General features: G+C 53.7%; 18 protein-coding genes. 11 read left to right on the top strand and 7 right to left on the bottom strand.

The genetic code is table 11. From position 1 onward, the window contains the following. Positions 1 to 134 precede the first annotated feature (134 nt). Genes OCL06_RS15325 through OCL06_RS15315 form a run of 3 tightly spaced genes read left to right on the top strand, consistent with a single transcriptional unit; the run spans position 135 to position 3,453 of the window. Positions 135 to 1,343: a DUF445 domain-containing protein gene (locus OCL06_RS15325; protein ID WP_262996139.1), complete on the top strand. Its 1,209-nt coding sequence runs from the start codon at positions 135 to 137 to the stop codon at positions 1,341 to 1,343. 2 nt (positions 1,344 to 1,345) lie between these two features. Then, positions 1,346 to 2,014 carry a TetR/AcrR family transcriptional regulator gene (locus OCL06_RS15320; protein ID WP_262996137.1) on the top strand — a complete coding sequence of 223 codons (669 nt, stop codon included), beginning with the start codon at positions 1,346 to 1,348 and terminating at the stop codon, positions 2,012 to 2,014. Next, positions 2,014 to 3,453, top strand: a complete 1,440-nt coding sequence (locus tag OCL06_RS15315; RefSeq protein ID WP_262996135.1) for a wax ester/triacylglycerol synthase domain-containing protein — start codon at positions 2,014 to 2,016, stop codon at positions 3,451 to 3,453. Before OCL06_RS15320 ends, OCL06_RS15315 begins: the two co-directional genes overlap by 1 nt. Before the next feature lie 36 nt (positions 3,454 to 3,489). Here OCL06_RS15315 and OCL06_RS15310 read toward each other — a convergent pair whose 3' ends face one another. Beyond that, entirely contained in the window at positions 3,490 to 4,209 is a 720-nt protein-coding gene (locus OCL06_RS15310; protein ID WP_262996133.1) for a DUF1439 domain-containing protein, read from the bottom strand. A gap of 204 nt (positions 4,210 to 4,413) precedes the next feature. Between OCL06_RS15310 and OCL06_RS15305 the strand changes: the two genes are divergently transcribed. Next, positions 4,414 to 6,045, top strand: coding sequence for a GMC family oxidoreductase (locus OCL06_RS15305; protein ID WP_262996130.1), 1,632 nt, complete (start codon positions 4,414 to 4,416; stop codon positions 6,043 to 6,045). A gap of 27 nt (positions 6,046 to 6,072) precedes the next feature. On the opposite strand, the gene OCL06_RS15300 is transcribed toward OCL06_RS15305, so the two are convergent. After that, positions 6,073 to 6,699 (bottom strand): TetR/AcrR family transcriptional regulator, encoded by a 627-nt coding sequence (locus OCL06_RS15300; protein ID WP_262996240.1) that lies wholly within the window; start codon positions 6,697 to 6,699, stop codon positions 6,073 to 6,075. A 105-nt stretch (positions 6,700 to 6,804) separates the two neighbouring features. On the opposite strand from OCL06_RS15300, the gene OCL06_RS15295 reads away from it, so the two are divergent. Next, positions 6,805 to 7,692 carry a crotonase/enoyl-CoA hydratase family protein gene (locus OCL06_RS15295; protein ID WP_262996128.1) on the top strand — a complete coding sequence of 296 codons (888 nt, stop codon included), beginning with the start codon at positions 6,805 to 6,807 and terminating at the stop codon, positions 7,690 to 7,692. A 2-nt stretch (positions 7,693 to 7,694) separates the two neighbouring features. Then, positions 7,695 to 9,734, top strand: a complete 2,040-nt coding sequence (locus tag OCL06_RS15290; RefSeq protein ID WP_262996126.1) for an NADPH-dependent 2,4-dienoyl-CoA reductase — start codon at positions 7,695 to 7,697, stop codon at positions 9,732 to 9,734. A gap of 46 nt (positions 9,735 to 9,780) precedes the next feature. On the opposite strand, the gene OCL06_RS15285 is transcribed toward OCL06_RS15290, so the two are convergent. The 5 genes from OCL06_RS15285 to OCL06_RS15265 form a co-directional block, all read right to left on the bottom strand. After that, positions 9,781 to 10,011: a DUF6868 family protein gene (locus OCL06_RS15285; RefSeq protein ID WP_262996124.1), complete on the bottom strand. Its 231-nt coding sequence runs from the start codon at positions 10,009 to 10,011 to the stop codon at positions 9,781 to 9,783. A 133-nt stretch (positions 10,012 to 10,144) separates the two neighbouring features. Further along, positions 10,145 to 10,705 (bottom strand): type 1 glutamine amidotransferase domain-containing protein, encoded by a 561-nt coding sequence (locus OCL06_RS15280; protein ID WP_262996122.1) that lies wholly within the window; start codon positions 10,703 to 10,705, stop codon positions 10,145 to 10,147. A gap of 96 nt (positions 10,706 to 10,801) precedes the next feature. Then, a complete protein-coding gene (locus OCL06_RS15275) occupies positions 10,802 to 11,893 on the bottom strand; it encodes a retropepsin-like aspartic protease (protein WP_262996120.1) in 1,092 nt (363 codons plus the stop codon). Then, the gene (locus OCL06_RS15270; protein ID WP_262996118.1) at positions 11,883 to 12,344 is read right to left on the bottom strand and encodes an acyl-CoA thioesterase; all 462 of its coding nucleotides are present in this window, start codon (positions 12,342 to 12,344) and stop codon (positions 11,883 to 11,885) included. Before OCL06_RS15270 ends, OCL06_RS15275 begins: the two co-directional genes overlap by 11 nt. Continuing rightward, positions 12,337 to 13,035, bottom strand: a complete 699-nt coding sequence (locus OCL06_RS15265; RefSeq protein ID WP_262996116.1) for a DUF8198 family protein — start codon at positions 13,033 to 13,035, stop codon at positions 12,337 to 12,339. Before OCL06_RS15265 ends, OCL06_RS15270 begins: the two co-directional genes overlap by 8 nt. A 148-nt stretch (positions 13,036 to 13,183) precedes the next feature. On the opposite strand from OCL06_RS15265, the gene OCL06_RS15260 reads away from it, so the two are divergent. The 5 genes from OCL06_RS15260 (at position 13,184) to OCL06_RS15240 (ending at position 16,810) form a co-directional block, all read left to right on the top strand. Next, positions 13,184 to 13,753, top strand: a complete 570-nt coding sequence (locus OCL06_RS15260; protein WP_262996114.1) for an elongation factor P hydroxylase — start codon at positions 13,184 to 13,186, stop codon at positions 13,751 to 13,753. Beyond that, on the top strand, positions 13,750 to 14,880 hold the full coding sequence (locus OCL06_RS15255) for an ATP-NAD kinase family protein (RefSeq protein ID WP_262996112.1): 1,131 nt from the start codon (positions 13,750 to 13,752) through the stop codon (positions 14,878 to 14,880). Before OCL06_RS15260 ends, OCL06_RS15255 begins: the two co-directional genes overlap by 4 nt. A gap of 21 nt (positions 14,881 to 14,901) precedes the next feature. Further along, positions 14,902 to 15,207 (top strand): YfcL family protein, encoded by a 306-nt coding sequence (locus tag OCL06_RS15250; RefSeq protein ID WP_262996110.1) that lies wholly within the window; start codon positions 14,902 to 14,904, stop codon positions 15,205 to 15,207. A 233-nt stretch (positions 15,208 to 15,440) separates the two neighbouring features. Continuing rightward, positions 15,441 to 16,079 carry a FlgO family outer membrane protein gene (locus OCL06_RS15245; protein WP_262996108.1) on the top strand — a complete coding sequence of 213 codons (639 nt, stop codon included), beginning with the start codon at positions 15,441 to 15,443 and terminating at the stop codon, positions 16,077 to 16,079. Next, the gene (locus OCL06_RS15240; RefSeq protein ID WP_262996106.1) at positions 16,076 to 16,810 is read left to right on the top strand and encodes a FlgO family outer membrane protein; all 735 of its coding nucleotides are present in this window, start codon (positions 16,076 to 16,078) and stop codon (positions 16,808 to 16,810) included. Before OCL06_RS15245 ends, OCL06_RS15240 begins: the two co-directional genes overlap by 4 nt.

Here is a 16,810-nt window from a genome sequence, read left to right as displayed (position 1 = left end):
CTACCCAATTTAAGCGCGCCTCTGAAACAACGGTATTATGTCAGTAGATTGCGAGGATTACATATTGACCAATGCCTGCGCAGTCAGTAGCCTGAAGGGGAATAAAAATAACAGCAAGGCATATCCCTCGCCACATGGAATGGAATATTCAGACGCTTAGTTTGTTGTCGATACCGGTTATTAGCGCGCTTGTGGGCTGGGTGACAAACTATCTGGCGGTAAAAATGATGTTTTACCCAATTGAGTTTGTCGGCTTGCGGCCGATCTTCGGCTGGCAGGGACTGATCCCCGCTAAACGCCGGAAGATGGCAGAAATTGAGGTGGAGCTGGTACTGGGCAAACTGCTCAGTGTAGAGGAACTGGCCCAGCGGCTCGACCCGGATGCGCTTACCGAGGCAATAGAACGGCGCCTGCAGCAGGTAGTACGCAAAGTCATCAACGATGTGATGACAGAGTCGGCGCCCCAGTTATGGGCAGCACTGCCTGTGCAGGGTAAAAACCTGGTGTACCAGCGCATCGAAAACGACCTGCCTAATGTCGTTCATAAAATGGTGGGCGACTTTCAGAATAACGTTAACGAAATACTCGATATCAAAGAGCTGGTGGTTGAGCAGCTGGTCAACTCCCCCGAACTCATTAATGAAATTTTTCTGACTGCCGGCGCCAAAGAGTTTCCGTTTATTATTCGCTCGGGCTTTTACTTTGGCTTTCTGTTCGGCTTGCCGACCATGGCGCTGTGGTATTTTTTCCAGGCGTGGTGGATCCTGCCACTGGGGGGCTTACTGGTAGGCTATGCCACCAACTGGATTGCGCTGGCGGTAATTTTCCAACCGAAAAGACCAATCAGGCTTGGGCCTGTGACGTTGCAGGGTATGTTTCTGAAGCGGCAAAAAGAAGTTTCCGAGGTGTACTCAGCAATTATTGAAGAGAAGCTGATCACCCCACGTAACATCACCCATATTATTTTACATGGTTCAGGCTCGGCGCAGCTCCTGGAACTGATTGAGCTACACGTAAACGATGCCATTGAACGCTATGTCGCAGTGGCGCAGCCTTACTTTGCCCTCGGCGTCGGTTCAGAAAATTATCACCGCATGAAAGCACTGGCGGTCCAGCAAATTTTTGAGAATTCAGACAAATACCTGCTGTATGCATTTGATTATGCAAACGGCGCCATGCGAATAGGGGAAGACCTGAGTGCCAGAATGCAGCAACTCAGCCCTGAGGAATTTGAAGGGGTGTTGCGACCTGCGTATCAGCAGGACGAATGGAAGCTTATTGTCACGGGTGCCGTGCTGGGTATGCTGGCCGGTTTTGCACAACTCTATCTGGTATTCAACTAACCATGAAAACGGCAGAACGGATTTTGCTTACTGCGCTGGAGCTTTTTAACCAGCATGGTGAAAACAGTGTCACCAGTGTGGACATAGCAATGGAGCTGGATATCAGCCCGGGCAATTTGTACTACCATTACAAGGGCAAAGAAGTGCTGATTGAGTCGCTGGTGGCGTTGCATAAGCGACAAATGCATGGCGTGTTGTCGGCTAGCGTATTGGCGTCGTTGTCGCCGGAAGATGTGTTCTACTATTTGTACATTCTGGTTGAGAAGCTGCATTTATTTCGTTTTCTCTACCGCAGTCAGACCGATTTGCTGGAAAAATATCCGGTTGTAGAAAAGCCAGTAAGAAATATTATCAGCGCACTGGAAACGCAGCTGATGGCCGTACTGGAAAAGTTGCGTGAGGATCAGGCCCTGAATGCTTCCCAGACCGACAAGAAACTGCTGGCGGAAATGTTGAGCCTGATATTAACCCAGTCTTGCAGTTTCGATAGTGCCAAAGGTGGCAGTGATGAAACCGCGCAGCACTATCATGCACTATCCCTTATTATGGTGATATTGCTGCCACGCCTGAATTTACCTGAAGATGCCCTTGCCAACATTCGCAATGCCATCGACAGCCATGCCTTGGCCAACTTGGCTGACCACAGGTTTACTTCACTGGAGCGTAGCTGATGTCCCGTTCATTAAGTTTTCTGGACAAATCTTTTTGGCTAACCGAGTCAGATGCCAACCCTAAGCATGTAGCCTGCCTGCAATTGCTGGAAATGCCTGAGGGGGCCGACCCTACCCGATACATCCATCAATTGTTCGCTGAGATGAAGCAGTTTTCCAGGTCTACGCCTCCCTTCAATTGCCGGGTAAAAACCTTTATGGGTTATCCGCTGGGATTGCAACCGGTGAAATCGCAGCATATGGATTATCATCTGCAATTGCATAAGGTGGCCGATGCCACCGACAAACAGGCATTAGATGAATTCGCCGCCAGGCTTCATGAGTCCCGCCTTGATCCTGACAAGCCACTTTGGCAATACCACTTTCTGTACGATGGCATCCACCGGCAGTTTGCTATCTATGCCCGGGTTCACCATTTGTACGGCGATGGCGCCACTCTGGTGCGCTGGTTTCAGGCCGGTTATCTGAGCAAGCCAGAGACTGAATCCTTTGTTCCGGTGTGGGCAGTCAAACGTCAACGGCGCCGTTCAACACGACAGCGCCGGCTGAACCGTTACTGGCAGTCGGTGGTGGGGGGAGTACGGATCTTTCTCGACTTGTCGGTCATTTTCTTACGGCTGTTGCTCAATTTGTGCCGGGTCAATTCCCATTACATGCCGGTACCGTTCACCGGGACTAAAACCTTGCTGACCGGCCAGGTCAAACCGGGCAGGGCGGTGGCAACGATGGATCTTGACTTTGCACGGGTCAGAGCACTGGCAAAGCGGACCCGGGCTTCAGCCAATGAGGTATTATTATGTGCGTTTGATATAGGCGTGCATCGCTTATTGCAGGATCACGGGCATGTGTTTAAAAAAGCCCTGTATACCAATATGCCCATCAACCTGCGTAAACCCGGTGAAAAAACGTCCGGCAATAAAATAGCAATCGTACCGGTTAAACTCGCCCATGGTGAGCAGGACCCGTACCTGCGGTTACGGCAAATTATTATTAACCACCGCATCGTTAAGCATGCCGCTCAGCATGCCAGCCCGGGCTCATTCAGCGCCTATACCATTGTAATTCAGAGCTTTGCCCTGTTATTCGAGTGGTTGCGCTTGTCCAGCGTGGTAAAGCCTATTGCCAATGTGCTGGTTTCAAATGTGCCGGGGCCCCCGGAACACCGCTATCTAAAAGACGCAAAATTACTGGCGTGTTACCCCATTTCTACCATGACGCCGGGTGGCGGAGTCAATATCACTTTGATGACTTACGCCGGCAAAGCCAATGTAGGCATGGTGTGCTGCAATAAAAATATCACCTCATTACAGCCGTTAGCGGACTACTTCAGCGAGGCATTCGATATGCTGGAAGCCAGTGTGGATAATCCGGGTCTGAATATTGATGATATTGGCGAGCAGGTGGAGCGGGTACCGGTTTCTATTGTCAGTGAATCCTGAGTGCGATTCCGCTTTATAGTCGGTTTTACTTACCGGTCAGAATCGAAACTCCAGCCGCTGGCCATTCACCACTACTGCCTTACCGTAACGGGCAAACAGCGCCTCGCGCCACACATCTGAGCGCATCTGATGATGGAGAGGCAGTGTCTCGGCCATGCCCAGTAGCTCTTTACGAATTTGTGGTCGGTGGTAGTCGAGTATGCTTTGTTTACTGCCCGCTAAGTACAACTGCAGATACGACAGGGCCTGATCGCTGGTGCCCACAGATACCAGCGACAGCATATTTTTTACTGAGCCTGCGACCAGGTTCGCCAGGCCACTGCCGGGCAGCCGTTTATTAATCAGATACCGGGTATCCTGCAGCAATGCATAATCGTCGTTAATCAGACGGATATCATCCACTTCCAGATCCTGAAAATGTAGGGTCGCAGTAGCGGGATCATAGTAGGGAGATGCACTGACAATCACCACCAGATGGGCGCGGTATAAGGTGGTGCCCAAGCCGGAAATCGCGATGCTGGCCAGCGACTGCAAACATACCCGGTTGGCGTTTTCATTGAGGTAGACATACCCCCGCTGCAGGGTGACATGACCATCGCCCACGGGGGTGGGGAGAATGAGATCATGGGGGTAAAACTGGTTTGCCAGTTCGGTCAGCTCGTCACTGGTGAAGGTGTCGCGGGTAAGCTTACCCAGCTTGATTAGCAACGTTGCCACCCACAACTGCCACCTGTCCTTGAAACCCAAATGCTGCATGTCTGTTTGTTTCTCGCCGATTTTATGCCATAAAACCCTAACATAGTTCTACCGAACTCAGGACGAATTTTGTTAGACTGGTCTTACCATTGCTGAGCCCTCAAGGTTTGCAATGCAAAGTCAGCCGCCGTTTATAGCCTGTCACTGTGGCAGGGATAATCAGGCCAGATAACACCCATGATGCAGGGCGCAGGGGACAAGGGTATGCAAGAGGCAGTAGAGCAGTTTGATTATATTGTGGTAGGTGCCGGATCGGCCGGAGCAGCGTTGGCGGCCAGGTTGTCTGAAAATCCCGCCCTTAAAGTGTGCCTGCTGGAAGCCGGTAGTCGCGACAGCAACCCACTCATCCATATTCCATTCGGACTTTCCTTGTTATCCCGCTTCGAAGGTATTGGCTGGGGCTATCATACCGCCCCTCAGGCCGGGCTGCATGACAGAGAATTGTTCTGGCCGCGGGGCAAGACCCTGGGTGGCTCCAGCTCCGTTAACGCCATGTGTTACATCCGTGGCGAAATCAGCGATTATGACCGCTGGGAGCAGGAAGGCGCCGCAGGCTGGAATTTTGAGAAGGTTTTGCCCTATTTCAAACGGGCCGAGGACTTTGCCGGTGGTGAAGACGAGTTTCACGGGGCAGGGGGACCATTGCGGGTTGAGTCACTGCGCCACACCGATGTGTTGTCTGATGCGTTTGTGAAGTCAGCTGAGCAGGTGGGGTTGTCTGTCTGTGATGATTTTAACCGCCAGGAGCGTGAAGGACTGGGCTATTATCACGTCACCCAACGCAATGGGCAGCGCTGCTCCACCGCCAAAGGCTATCTGCAGGAAGCAAAAAACCGCAACAACCTCACAGTGAAAACCAATGTCATGGTGGAGCGGGTCCTGTTGAAAGATCGCCGTGCCACCGGGGTACAAATTCGCGCCAAAGGCAGTGTTTTCCGCTTGCAGGCCAAGTGCGAAGTGGTGCTGTGTGGTGGGGCCATTAATTCTCCTCAACTGCTTATGTTATCCGGTATCGGGCCAAAAGACGCGTTGCAGGAGGCGGGTGTGCATGTGCAGGTGGATCTGCCGGGAGTAGGCCAGAACCTGCAGGATCATCTGGACGCAATAGTGCAGTATACCTGTAAGGCCCGGGCCGGTTATGCGGTGGCTGCCGGGGCGCTGCCCATGTATATCGGCGGGACCTGGCAATATTTATTCAACCGCAAAGGGCCGTTTTCCTCAAATATCGCGGAGGCGGGCGGCTTTGTGCGCTCTACTCAGGCGGCCAACGGCCCGGATATCCAGCTGCATTTTCTGCCTGCCATTCTTGATGATCACGGCCGTCATTCGGTTTACGGGTATGGGTTTGGCGTCCACGTCTGCCATTTATACCCGAAGAGCCGGGGCAGCATCTCATTGCAGAGTAACCACCCCGCCGATCATCCCAGAATCGACCCTAACTACCTGTCTGCAGAAGAAGATCTCCAGGTCATGATAGAAGCCGTGCAACTGGCCCGGCGTATTGCTGGCAGTGACGCGTTTGCGCCATTCCGGGCGACCGAGAAGTACCCTGGCGTGTCGGCTACATCTGACTCGGATATTATTGAATTTTTGCGGGATAAAGCAGAAACCATTTATCACCCGGTGGGCACCTGCAAAATAGGCGCAGATAACGATCCAATGGCCGTGGTAGATCCACAGCTTCGGGTTCGCGGCGTGCAGGGACTGCGGGTGGTCGATGCCTCAGTGATGCCCTCGCTCGTAGGCGGCAATACCAATGCACCGACGGTGATGATCGCCGAACGTGCGGCAGACTTTATTAAAGCGAATCACGCAGGAACCCCGGTCAGTCTCTAGAAGGAGAGTGCATTCCGGCAGCAGGCGCTATGTTTGGTCTGACGGTACTGATACACCAGCCTGAATAAATACGTCGGCAGCACAATCACACATCTCTTTAAGGTGGCTGCTGTTGGCGTACACCCCATCAATCACTAACCGGGCAATGCCATGCAGTGTGCCCCAGGTCACCTGTGCCAGACGCAAGGGGTCCTGAGTAGAGCAAAGCACACCTTGTTGCTGCCAGAACCGGGTCATCTCTACCTGAAACTGAAAGCTGGGGTAGGCCACCGACTTAAGTTCTTCGGTTGCATTACCCGACTGCCACAGGGTTCTGCCAAACATCAGCTCATACAACTGTGGATTGTCGGCCGCCCACTGTATATAGGCATGCACAAACTGGCGAAACCGCACCGGCGCGGAGGCGGTTTTATCGCCGAATATGTGTTTGGCTTTGTCGTGCCAGTCACTGAAACCTTTTGCGGCCACTGCACTTAGCAGCGCATTTTTGTCCTTAAAATGATGATACGGAGCGCTTCGGGAGACGCCGGCATCTTCCGCCAGCTTCCGTAATGACAGGCTGTCTATACCATGCTGACGAATGCGCTCAGAGGCGACTCTTACCAGCGTGGCCTGTAAGTCACCATGGTGATAACTGTGCCCGTTCTCACTCATCATTCGGTATCCTGCGGTGGTTTTGTGAATTATCTTGACACTGTCAACATACCCTCTTATCTTGACGGTGTCTAGTTTGCAAAATTGTTAACGCAGAGGCGCATAATGAGCCAGCAAAAACCGGAAAACACCTATCAAACGCTTACTGTTTCGCTTGAGGAGCAGGTGGCGCACATTAGGCTGTCCCGACCCGATTCGATGAATTCTATGGTGCCCGCGTTCTGGAAAGAACTGCCTGCGGCATTGCGTGAAATTGATGCCGACGCTGAGGCGCGCGTAGTGGTCATCTCTTCCACCGGGAAGCACTTTTCTGCCGGCATGGATCTGGCTGTGTTTACCGGCATGGCTGGCACCTTCGAAGGAGAGCAAGCCCGGCGGGCAGAGCGTTTTCGCCGTCTGGTGCTGGAGCTGCAGGATGCGTTCAACGCCATAGAGGAATTACGTATGCCGGTTATCGCTGCGGTGCAGGGCGGGGCGATTGGCGGCGCAGTAGATTTACTGTGCGCCTGTGATATGCGCTACAGCACAGAAGACGCCTATTTTTCAATTAAAGAAACCCAGATTGGCATGACGGCGGATTTGGGTACTCTACAACGACTACCCCGGCTAATTCCTGTCGGGCTGGCAAAAGAACTGGCATATACCGGCCGAGACTTCAGCGCTGACGAGGCGCTGCGGGCCGGGTTTGTGAATCAGGTGTATGCCGACCAGGAGGCACTGCTCTCTGGCGTAATGGAAATAGCCACCGTTATCGCACAACAATCGCCGATGGCGGTCAGCGGGTGTAAGCATATGATTAATTATGCGCTGGATCATAGTCTGGCAGATAGCCTGAATCATATGGCCACATGGCAAAGCGGTATGTTCCAGATGCCTGACGTGCAAACAGCCCTTGCCGCGCGGCAGACTGGCAGCACCCCTCAATTCGACAATTTACATGGTGGCGGCAGTCAGCTGCACACCATGAGTAAAACGCATAAAGAACAGGACTAATCATGACCCAGACTGCAACCGAACACTCTCTTTATCCTCATTTGTTCCGGCCGTTAGATCTCGGCTTTACCACCCTGAAAAACCGTATTCTAATGGGCTCTATGCACACTGGGCTGGAAGAGATGCCTAATGGCCACAAGCATATGGCGGCATTTTACGCCGAGCGGGCAAGAGGTGGCGTCGGCCTTATTGTCACTGGCGGTATCGGGCCGAATGAGGAAGGGTCGACCCATCCCATGACCCGTCGTCTGGATAATGACAAAGCGGTGGCACACCATAGCGAAGTGACTGAGGCAGTGCATCAGGCTGGGGGTAAAATTTGTATGCAAATACTGCATACCGGGCGCTATGCATACTGTGAAAAGCTGGTGGCGCCCTCAGCCGTGCAGGCTCCCATTAACCCGTATAAGCCAAAAGCGCTCACCGAAGATGGAATCGAACAGCAAATCCAGGATTTTGTGTTTACCGCCCAACAGGCTCAGCGTGCGGGCTACGACGGCGTGGAAATCATGGGTTCGGAAGGGTATTTTCTTAACCAGTTCATCGCCCTGCGCACTAATCATCGTGACGATGACTGGGGCGGTGAGTACCAAAACCGTATTCGTCTGCCTATTGAAGTGGTACGCCGGGTTCGTGAGGCAGTGGGTGAGAATTTTATTATTATCTACCGCTTATCTATGCTGGATCTGGTTGAAGGCGGCTCCGACTACAATGAAGTGGTAACGCTGGGCAAGGAAATTGAGAAAGCCGGCGCGACCATCATCAATACTGGCATTGGCTGGCATGAAGCACGTATTCCCACTATTAACACTAAGGTGCCACGCGCAGCCTTCACCTGGGTGACGGCGAAATTTCGCTCGGCACTGTCGATCCCGGTGATCACGTCCAACCGAATCAATACGCCGGAAGTGGCAGAAGAAGTTCTGGCACGGGGCGATGCGGATATGGTGTCCATGGCCCGCCCGTTCCTGGCAGATGCAGACTTTGTAATAAAGGCTCAGCAGAGTCGCGCGGATGAAATCAACACCTGTATTGGCTGTAATCAGGCGTGTCTGGACCATGTCTTCAACGGAAAACTCACCAGTTGTCTGGTGAACCCCAGAGCCTGCCATGAACTGGAGCTGGTTATTTCACCGGCTGAACAGCATAAAAATATTGCGGTCGTGGGGGCGGGTCCGGCGGGGCTGGCTGCTGCCGTGACCGCAGCTCAGCGTGGTCATACGGTGACGTTGTTCGATGCTGACAGCGAAATTGGCGGCCAGTTTAATATCGCTAAACAAATCCCCGGTAAAGAAGAGTTTTATGAAACGCTTCGTTACTATAAGCGTCAGCTGGAGCTCCACAAGGTCACCGTGCACCTGAATACCCGGGTGGACGCAAACACACTTAACGAAGGGGGCTTCGATGAAGTATTGTTGGCGACGGGGATCATACCCCGGACACCCAATATACCGGGCATTGAACATTCATCGGTGCTGTCATATCTGGAGGTGATTAAAGCGAAAAAACCGGTGGGGCAGCGGGTTGCCATCATTGGTGCGGGTGGGATCGGGTTTGATACCGCCGAGTTCCTGTCTCACGGCAAGGCCACACCCAGCCAGGATATTGCCGCCTTTATGCGGGAATGGGGTATCGATATGAAGCTGGAAGCGCGGGCCGGGGTAGAGGGCATGACCCCAAAGCCAGAACCTTCGCCACGGCAGATCTTGTTGCTTCAGCGTAAGTCCTCTAAAGTGGGCGCTGGTCTTGGAAAAACCACCGGGTGGGCACATCGGGCGGGTCTTAAAATGAAAGGCGTGAAAATGATCCCGGGCGTAACTTATGAGCGCATCGACGATGAAGGTCTGCACGTCGAAATAAACGGTGAAAAACAGGTACTGGCAGTGGACAACATCATTATTTGTGCCGGTCAAGAGCCTCTTCGCGAACTGACTGAGGGGCTGAACGTGCCCTATCATTTGATTGGCGGAGCCGATGAAGCACTGGAGCTGGATGCCAAGCGGGCTATCGACCAGGGCACCCGGGTATGCGCCACGCTGTAAGCTCGCCGCTGCGCGCCTGTCTGGGGCGCGCTGTCATGCTTGCGCCTTATAGCTGTAAGGCTAACCAGGGCACCACGCAGAAAAACAGTGTCAGCAGCTTGTAGGCTGCCAGAAATTTAAAATAAAGCAGGTACAGTTCTGGCTGAGAAAGGTTAAACAGTGCGTGATGAATGCTGGCAATCTGGCGCCTGCCCAGAGTGATCGCTAAGCCCATTACCGACAATATGCCGATATTTATCACTGACATCCAGCCAAAAAACGAACTGAGCTCTGACATAGTGCGTGCACTTTTCGCGAAGGGAGATAGTGATAACTGTAGGCGTGAACTCGCCGCTCTGCCAGAAAGCTTGGCTGTCCTGGCGTAAAGCAGCACGCTGACGGGAGTCCCGTCAGCGCTTTAAATAATCAACTCAGGTGGTTTGACGCTCGTGCTTGCCTTCACGCAGTTCCTCAACCACTTTCTTGCAAAATGCGGGTAAGTCGTCGGGATTGCGGCTGGTAGTGAGCCCGTTATCAACCACTACTTCGTCATCCAGCCAGTTACCGCCGGCATTCAGAATGTCAGTTTTAATGCTGGGGAAAGAGGTTAACTGACGATCTTTGACGACGTCCGCTTCCACTAATAACCAGGGACCATGACAGATAGCCGCGACTGGTTTGTGCTGGCTGAAAAAATCACGCACGAACTGCACCGCTTTGGCGTCGGTGCGAAGAGTATCAGGGTTTTGCACGCCGCCGGGTAATACCAGGCCGTGATAATCATCGGCACTGACGTCGTCAATCACGCGATCGACCGCAAACGTGTCGCCTTTTTCGTCGTGATTCATGCCCTGAATATCGTCTTTTGACAATGACACAATTTCTGCTGTACCACCGGCTTCCTTGACAGCATTTAACGGCTCGGTCAGCTCTACCTGCTCAAACCCGTTGGTGACCAGAAATGCCACCCGTTTACCTGATAATTTTTCCATAACTTTCTCCTTTTTTGTTACTGGTGCTCATGGCTACGGCAGCACAAAAAAGCCGGTTTGCTTTTGAAAGATTAAATTTGGCAATGTTGTACAGGGTTAGCGGCTATGGGGGTAAACGATGAGTTCTCCGGTTAGCTGATTGAGACGAAAATCGGTATTTTTCAGTACATTCATTCCCAGTAATCCATCGGCCTCGTCCATGACGTTATCCGGCAGTACCAGTACCGACAAGTAGGTGTAGCGAAATGGTCCGAACTGTACCACGGGCACCTGTACCATTTGTGCCGACACCCGTCCGGCAGCGGTGGCCACTTCGAAGATACCAATAAACGGTAATTCCCCCCGCGCGCTCAACCGGTTGAACAGCGCGGAAGATATGGCCGTAGTGGTGGCGCCGGTATCGAAGATCAGCTGGGCAGGTACATTGGCAAAGCGCACATTGGCAATGAAGTGAGCGCCGCGCGGTTGCAGCTGCAGACTCAGGCCCTCGTCGGCTGATCGCGGGCGTTCTGCGGCAGGGGCTTTTGCAACCTCGGGCTTCAGTAAATCCCGGATACTCTGCGCGTCAGGGTCTCCCGGCGGTAAGGAAGCCAGCACGTCTTCGGTCAGGTTTGGTTTACCCTGGCGGGCGTACGCTTCTGCAAGCTGTAACGTAAACAGGCGGCTATCTGGTTGTAACTGGAACAGCGGCTCTAAAAAACGCGCCAGTAAGTCCCAGTTATTCGCGGCCCTTAGCTCGTCCATGGCGGTGCGGAGCAAGTGGCTGATTCGCTCGTTAAGAGCCTGACGCTCTGCATACGGCAGGGGCTTTTCCGCTAAATTGTAAAGATGCAGCAGGGCATCGGAAAGCGGGCGCGTATTAACAATCAGCTCTCCTTCCAGCATCAGCAATGCAGGATCATCGGGGAACCGGCGCAGTGCGCGTTGCAACTCCTGTTGCAGCAGGGCGAACTTGCCGGACTCCAGCAGCCCTTCAAGATAGGTAATGTCCGGTCGTTGACTTCCTCCCTGCGGCGCCGATTGGGTCTGCGCTGGCAGTAACCCTTCGCTGAAAGACGAAGATGCCTGAATAGCATTTATCTCGTTCGGTGCTTCAGGAGACGGGGCAGAGGGAGGGCGTTGCAACAGCAGGTACCCGTTACCCGCCAGTGAGAGTGCTAAAGCCGTCCACAGATATCTAGTCTGCATGGGCGGAACTCTGCAGACATGCCTCGCCATAAATCTGACGAAAAAGGGGTGGCATGCGCTTTGGCGCGCCGGTAGACAGGCTAATGCAAATAAACTGCGTTTCTGCCTCGAATACCGGCACACGCCGGCGGGCACACATAAACTGAAACGCCCGTCGCAGCGTGAGCTTATTGTCGCAGTGAATTATCCAGGTAGCACACAGAAGCTCATCGCCTAAGTGAGCGGGCAGCAGGTAATCCAGCTCATGACGACGAATCACCATGCCCCGGTCGAGCTCACGATAGTGGTCGAAGTGCAGGCCGAGGGCCTGTGAATGCGCCCACGCCAACCGTTCCAGCTGGCTGAGGTAAGCCACGTTATTGACATGGTTGTAATGGTCGATATGTGGCTGCTGAATTTGCCAGTGTTCAACGTGCGGATCAGCAAATTTCCAGGGTAATGAATCAGACATGGGGGAGTGGGTTGTCCTTGGTAATATCGCGCTCAGGGTCGAGCAGCTGTTCCATTAATATCCGTTCCCGTCGGATGACCGGGTCGACAAAAGAGTGCACATCACCCAGCGCTTTAAACGCCGCAAAGCCCTGCTGTAAAAACTCATGTAGCGTAAGCAACCCAGCCAGTTTAGCCGGACGCCGCGCCAGTTTAATAAGCATACCGATACCGCGAATATTTACCACATCAGCCAGTTGCTGCCCCAAATGGGCGATAATGTCTATCTGATGCTGGCGATCGGCCTGACGGCCAACCTGGCGGTATGCCAGTGCATAGGTCTCGCGGTTTAGCGGCGCCCCGTCAAGTTGCTGCGCCATCTGCATATCCAGATCGAATGACAACGCATTCAGTGCCAGCGCGTCGTCCAGCGCCTGCATGGCGCTGTCGGGTAATACTTTTGCCAGCTTGGGAATGACTCTGGCTAAATCAGCATCCCGCTGACTGAAATCTTTCGGCCCGTACAGCTCATCAACAAAAAACGCCATGGCCAGCCGATAGCGCTGCTGACGTGCTAAATCTTCATGGGTTGCCAGCAATCGCTCACACTGCCATGCCTGTATTTGGTGGATTTTGTCAATCAGACCGAGCTTTTCAGCCATGTCGCGATGTGCATTTACCTGATGCAAGTGCGCTATGATTGCCTGAGACACGCCTTTCTCCGTTGCTACTTTGCGTACAGTTAGCTTGACCCACAGTGAAACCGGATGCAAGCCTGAGATTGTGGTCTGGTCGCAGGCTTTTTGGTAGACTTCGCCGCCACATCAACAGTACCTATGCAGGTAAAGCAAGCGGGAGTATATGAGCAGCGTGTTAGCCCAGAACAATTCTGAACAGCGGGAAGCCCAACGGGTGGCCGAACTGATCGCGTTGTTTGATGAGACTTTTTACGCGCAATATAACACCCGCCTGATCCGCGGAAACGAAGAGCCTGTCTACCTGCCTGCCTCTGAGACGGTTGATTATCACCAGATTGTTTTCGCCCACGGCTATTTTGCCAGTGCGCTCCACGAAGTGGCGCACTGGTGTATCGCTGGCCCGGCGCGGCGCCTGCAAGAGGATTACGGCTACTGGTACTGCCCGGATGGCCGCAATAGCGAACAGCAAGCCGCCTTTGAACAGGTGGAAATTAAACCCCAGGCGCTTGAGTGGGCGTTCTCCCTGGCCAGTAACCAGAGTTTCCGGGTAAGCACCGACAACCTCAATGGCGCTGAGCCGGATCGTGAGCAATTTACCCGCAATGTGCGTACCCAGTTGCAAACCTATCTGGAAACGGGCTTTCCGCCCCGCGCTGAGGTGTTTATTCAGGCGTTGCATTCCCACTTTAATACCCCGCCTGTGGCTACACAGCTGGCCGGAGAAGCTGCATGAGTACACCGAAGTTTCGTTTAGGCATTCTTGTTAATCCTTACGCGGGGATCGGCGGTGCGCTGGCACTGAAAGGCAGTGATGGCAAAGAAATCCGGGAAAAAGCCTTGTCCATGGGGGCGAAAAAGCAGGCCAATGAAAAAATGGCCAGCGCACTGCAGGCTGTCTGTGCATTAAATACCCAGGTAGAAATTAAAACCGCGGCCGGAGAGATGGGGGAGTCAGTGTGTGAAGCGCTAGGGCTGCCCTGCCACGTTCGCTATACCCCGAAGGCTGAGCAGACCGAAGGTGCCGACACGGAAGCCGCCGCCAAAGCCCTGCTGGACGATGGTGTGGATCTTATCCTGTTTGCCGGCGGCGATGGTACGGCCCGGAATATCTGCAACAGCGTGGGAGAGCGGGTTGCCGTGCTGGGCGTGCCGGCAGGCTGCAAAATTCACTCAGGCGTGTATACCGTTACGCCCAGCGCAGCCGGACAGGTGGTGGCGATGATGATCCGCGGAGAGCTGGTATCGGAAATGGATGCGGAAGTCCGGGATATTGATGAAGACGCCTTCCGGGACGGCAAAGTGATTGCCAGACACTTTGGCGAAATGCGGGTTCCCAACGAGCTTACCTATGTGCAGGCAGTAAAAATGGGGGGGCGTGAAGATGAAGCCTTGGTATTGGATGACATTGTTGCCACGGTGACCGAAATGATGGAAGACGAACCCGAGACACTGTTCGTGATGGGGTCCGGATCCACCGTAGGCAGCATCATGGAGGCACTGGCTCTGCCTAATACCCTGCTGGGTGTGGATGTAGTGCAAAACGGCGAGCTGGTCGCCAGTGATGTTACGGCCGATCAGCTATTATCGCTTACCGAAAATAAACCCACCCGGGTAGTCCTGACGGTCATTGGTGGTCAGGGACATATTCTGGGGCGGGGCAACCAGCAACTCAGTGCGGACTTTATCCGTCGTATTGGTAAGGACAGCCTGCTTGTCGTGGCCACCAAGCAAAAGCTGCAGGCACTGGAGGGGCGGCCACTGCGTCTCGATTCAGGCGATGCCGCGCTGGATGCTGAACTGGCTGGCCCGACAACCGTCATTACCGGTTATAAAGATAAAGTGTTATATCCGGCTCGTTAAATTAAACACAGGAGAAAGATAGTGCTTCCACCGGCAGCAGCCTCAGACGACTTTGTGGGCAAAGTTCATAATATAGAGCAGTCTCTGGACGACGTAGTGAACCATGGCAGTGACGACGAACTGTTCGTTGCCAGCTATTTGCAAGGGCACTTCGCCGTCATTTCTAAACAACTGGAAATGCAGGCCGATGCCACACTGGACAAGCTGGATGCTGCCATGCAGGACAGCCTGGACGCCGCATTTGCCAACCGGGAACTGGAGCCGGATGATCAGCAGGCTGTGGCAGCACTCTGGGCACGGTTACGCGCAACTAACACCGAGCAGTAATGCCACTGACGGGCGGCAATAACGGTATGAAGTTGCCGCCTTAGCCTCTTCAGGTAGCCGCATATTGCCGTGCGCCGGGCGCTAATAGCAGAGAAGGCGGAGCCGCACGCCGCAGTCATCCTCGCCTGAGCGCTACCCGTAACAAAAACCACTGCACTGGTACGTATTTTGCGATGCGCTGTTATCTGTCTGATGACGATCAGGCTAAGCTGCAGTTGCAAGGTACCCTATTTATGAATGCATCATTTTCTTTTTCAGGTTGTCGCCAGTTAGTGGCCGGCGTGGCATGCAGCCTGTTGCTGGTGGCTTGCGCCAGTGAACCGCAGACCCCGGCTGTTGCCCAGGCAGATGCCTTAACGGCTTCCCCGCTGGGGAACGTGGAATATCACACCTATGTCCTTGCGAACGAGCTGTTTGCCGGTTTGCGTCCGGCGCGCCAGGCGCGCTATGCCGTGGTGGGGTTTGTGCCCGTAGACCGGATGGCGTTTTCATCCGGACACCAGCACCCGTTGATGATGCTGGGGCATCAGTTAGAACAGGGTATGATTACTGAAGCCACCAAACGTGGCTTTACCACTCAAGAGTTTAAGCTTACGAACGATATAATAATGACAGAGGACAGTGACAGAGTGCTGTCCCGGGACATTGATCAGCTTTCCGGCCTGGAGCGGGTAGACTACTACATCACCGGCACACTGGTTATGCAGCAATCCGGTGCCATTGTGAATGCGCGGGTAATTAACGCATTAAACAAAGATGTGGTAGCGGCGGCCACCCGTTTCTTTCCGGCAGAATTATTCTGGGAGCACGAGCAGGTGACCGAGCGACAGGGCAGGCTATACAGAACCGAAAAAAGGGGTAAAGGGGAATGAGCATTTACCGGAATACTACCGGACTACTGGCAGCCGCCGTGGTTCTGGTGTCAGGATGCGCCAGCATGGATGAGCAGGGACCACAAACGTCACAAACTCAGCCAGGCATGAATGTGGTGGACGTTACCGCGGTAGATCGTGGCCCGGTAAAGGCCGCGGAAGAGGATATGGACAGCTTTGGCGCAGTAGGTCAGCCACCATTATATTCCAGCGTGCAGGGCGCCTATAAAGGGCGACCGCTGACCAAACACATAGGCGACTATGTGAAAAACATGACCCAGGACCTGATTGCCAATATGGAGTTTGTAAATAACAAGACACCGGTAGGCGTGACCCACTTCGCCATGCTGGACTCCAATCTTCAGGCGACCAACCTGATGGGCCAGCAGATGGCCGAGTCCTTTGTGCACGAACTGCATAAATTCCGTATTCCGGTAATTGATTTTAAAGCCACTGACTATATCCGCATTACCGACGACGGCGACTTCGTACTTACCCGGGATTATCTCGAACTGGACGAGGCCATGCCCATTGAGTATGTGCTGACCGGGACCATGACCAAACACCAGGGCGGTGTGCTGGTCAATGCGCGGATCCTGGGAATGGAGTCGCGAGCGGTGGTTGCCACCGCTCAAATGCTGGTGCCGTTTTACGTGGTAGATGCGCTGATCCCCAGCAATGGTAATCATCGCGATGGCATGCGCGACGGCGTGAAGCTGAGTCGGGGGTAG

Origin of the sequence: Alteromonas salexigens, assembly GCF_025628895.1 — a bacterium.
Taxonomy (GTDB): Bacteria; Pseudomonadota; Gammaproteobacteria; order Enterobacterales; family Alteromonadaceae; genus Alteromonas; species Alteromonas salexigens.
The sequence above is the reverse complement of the archived record's forward strand: the minus strand, read 5'-3'. Positions and strand labels throughout refer to the sequence as shown.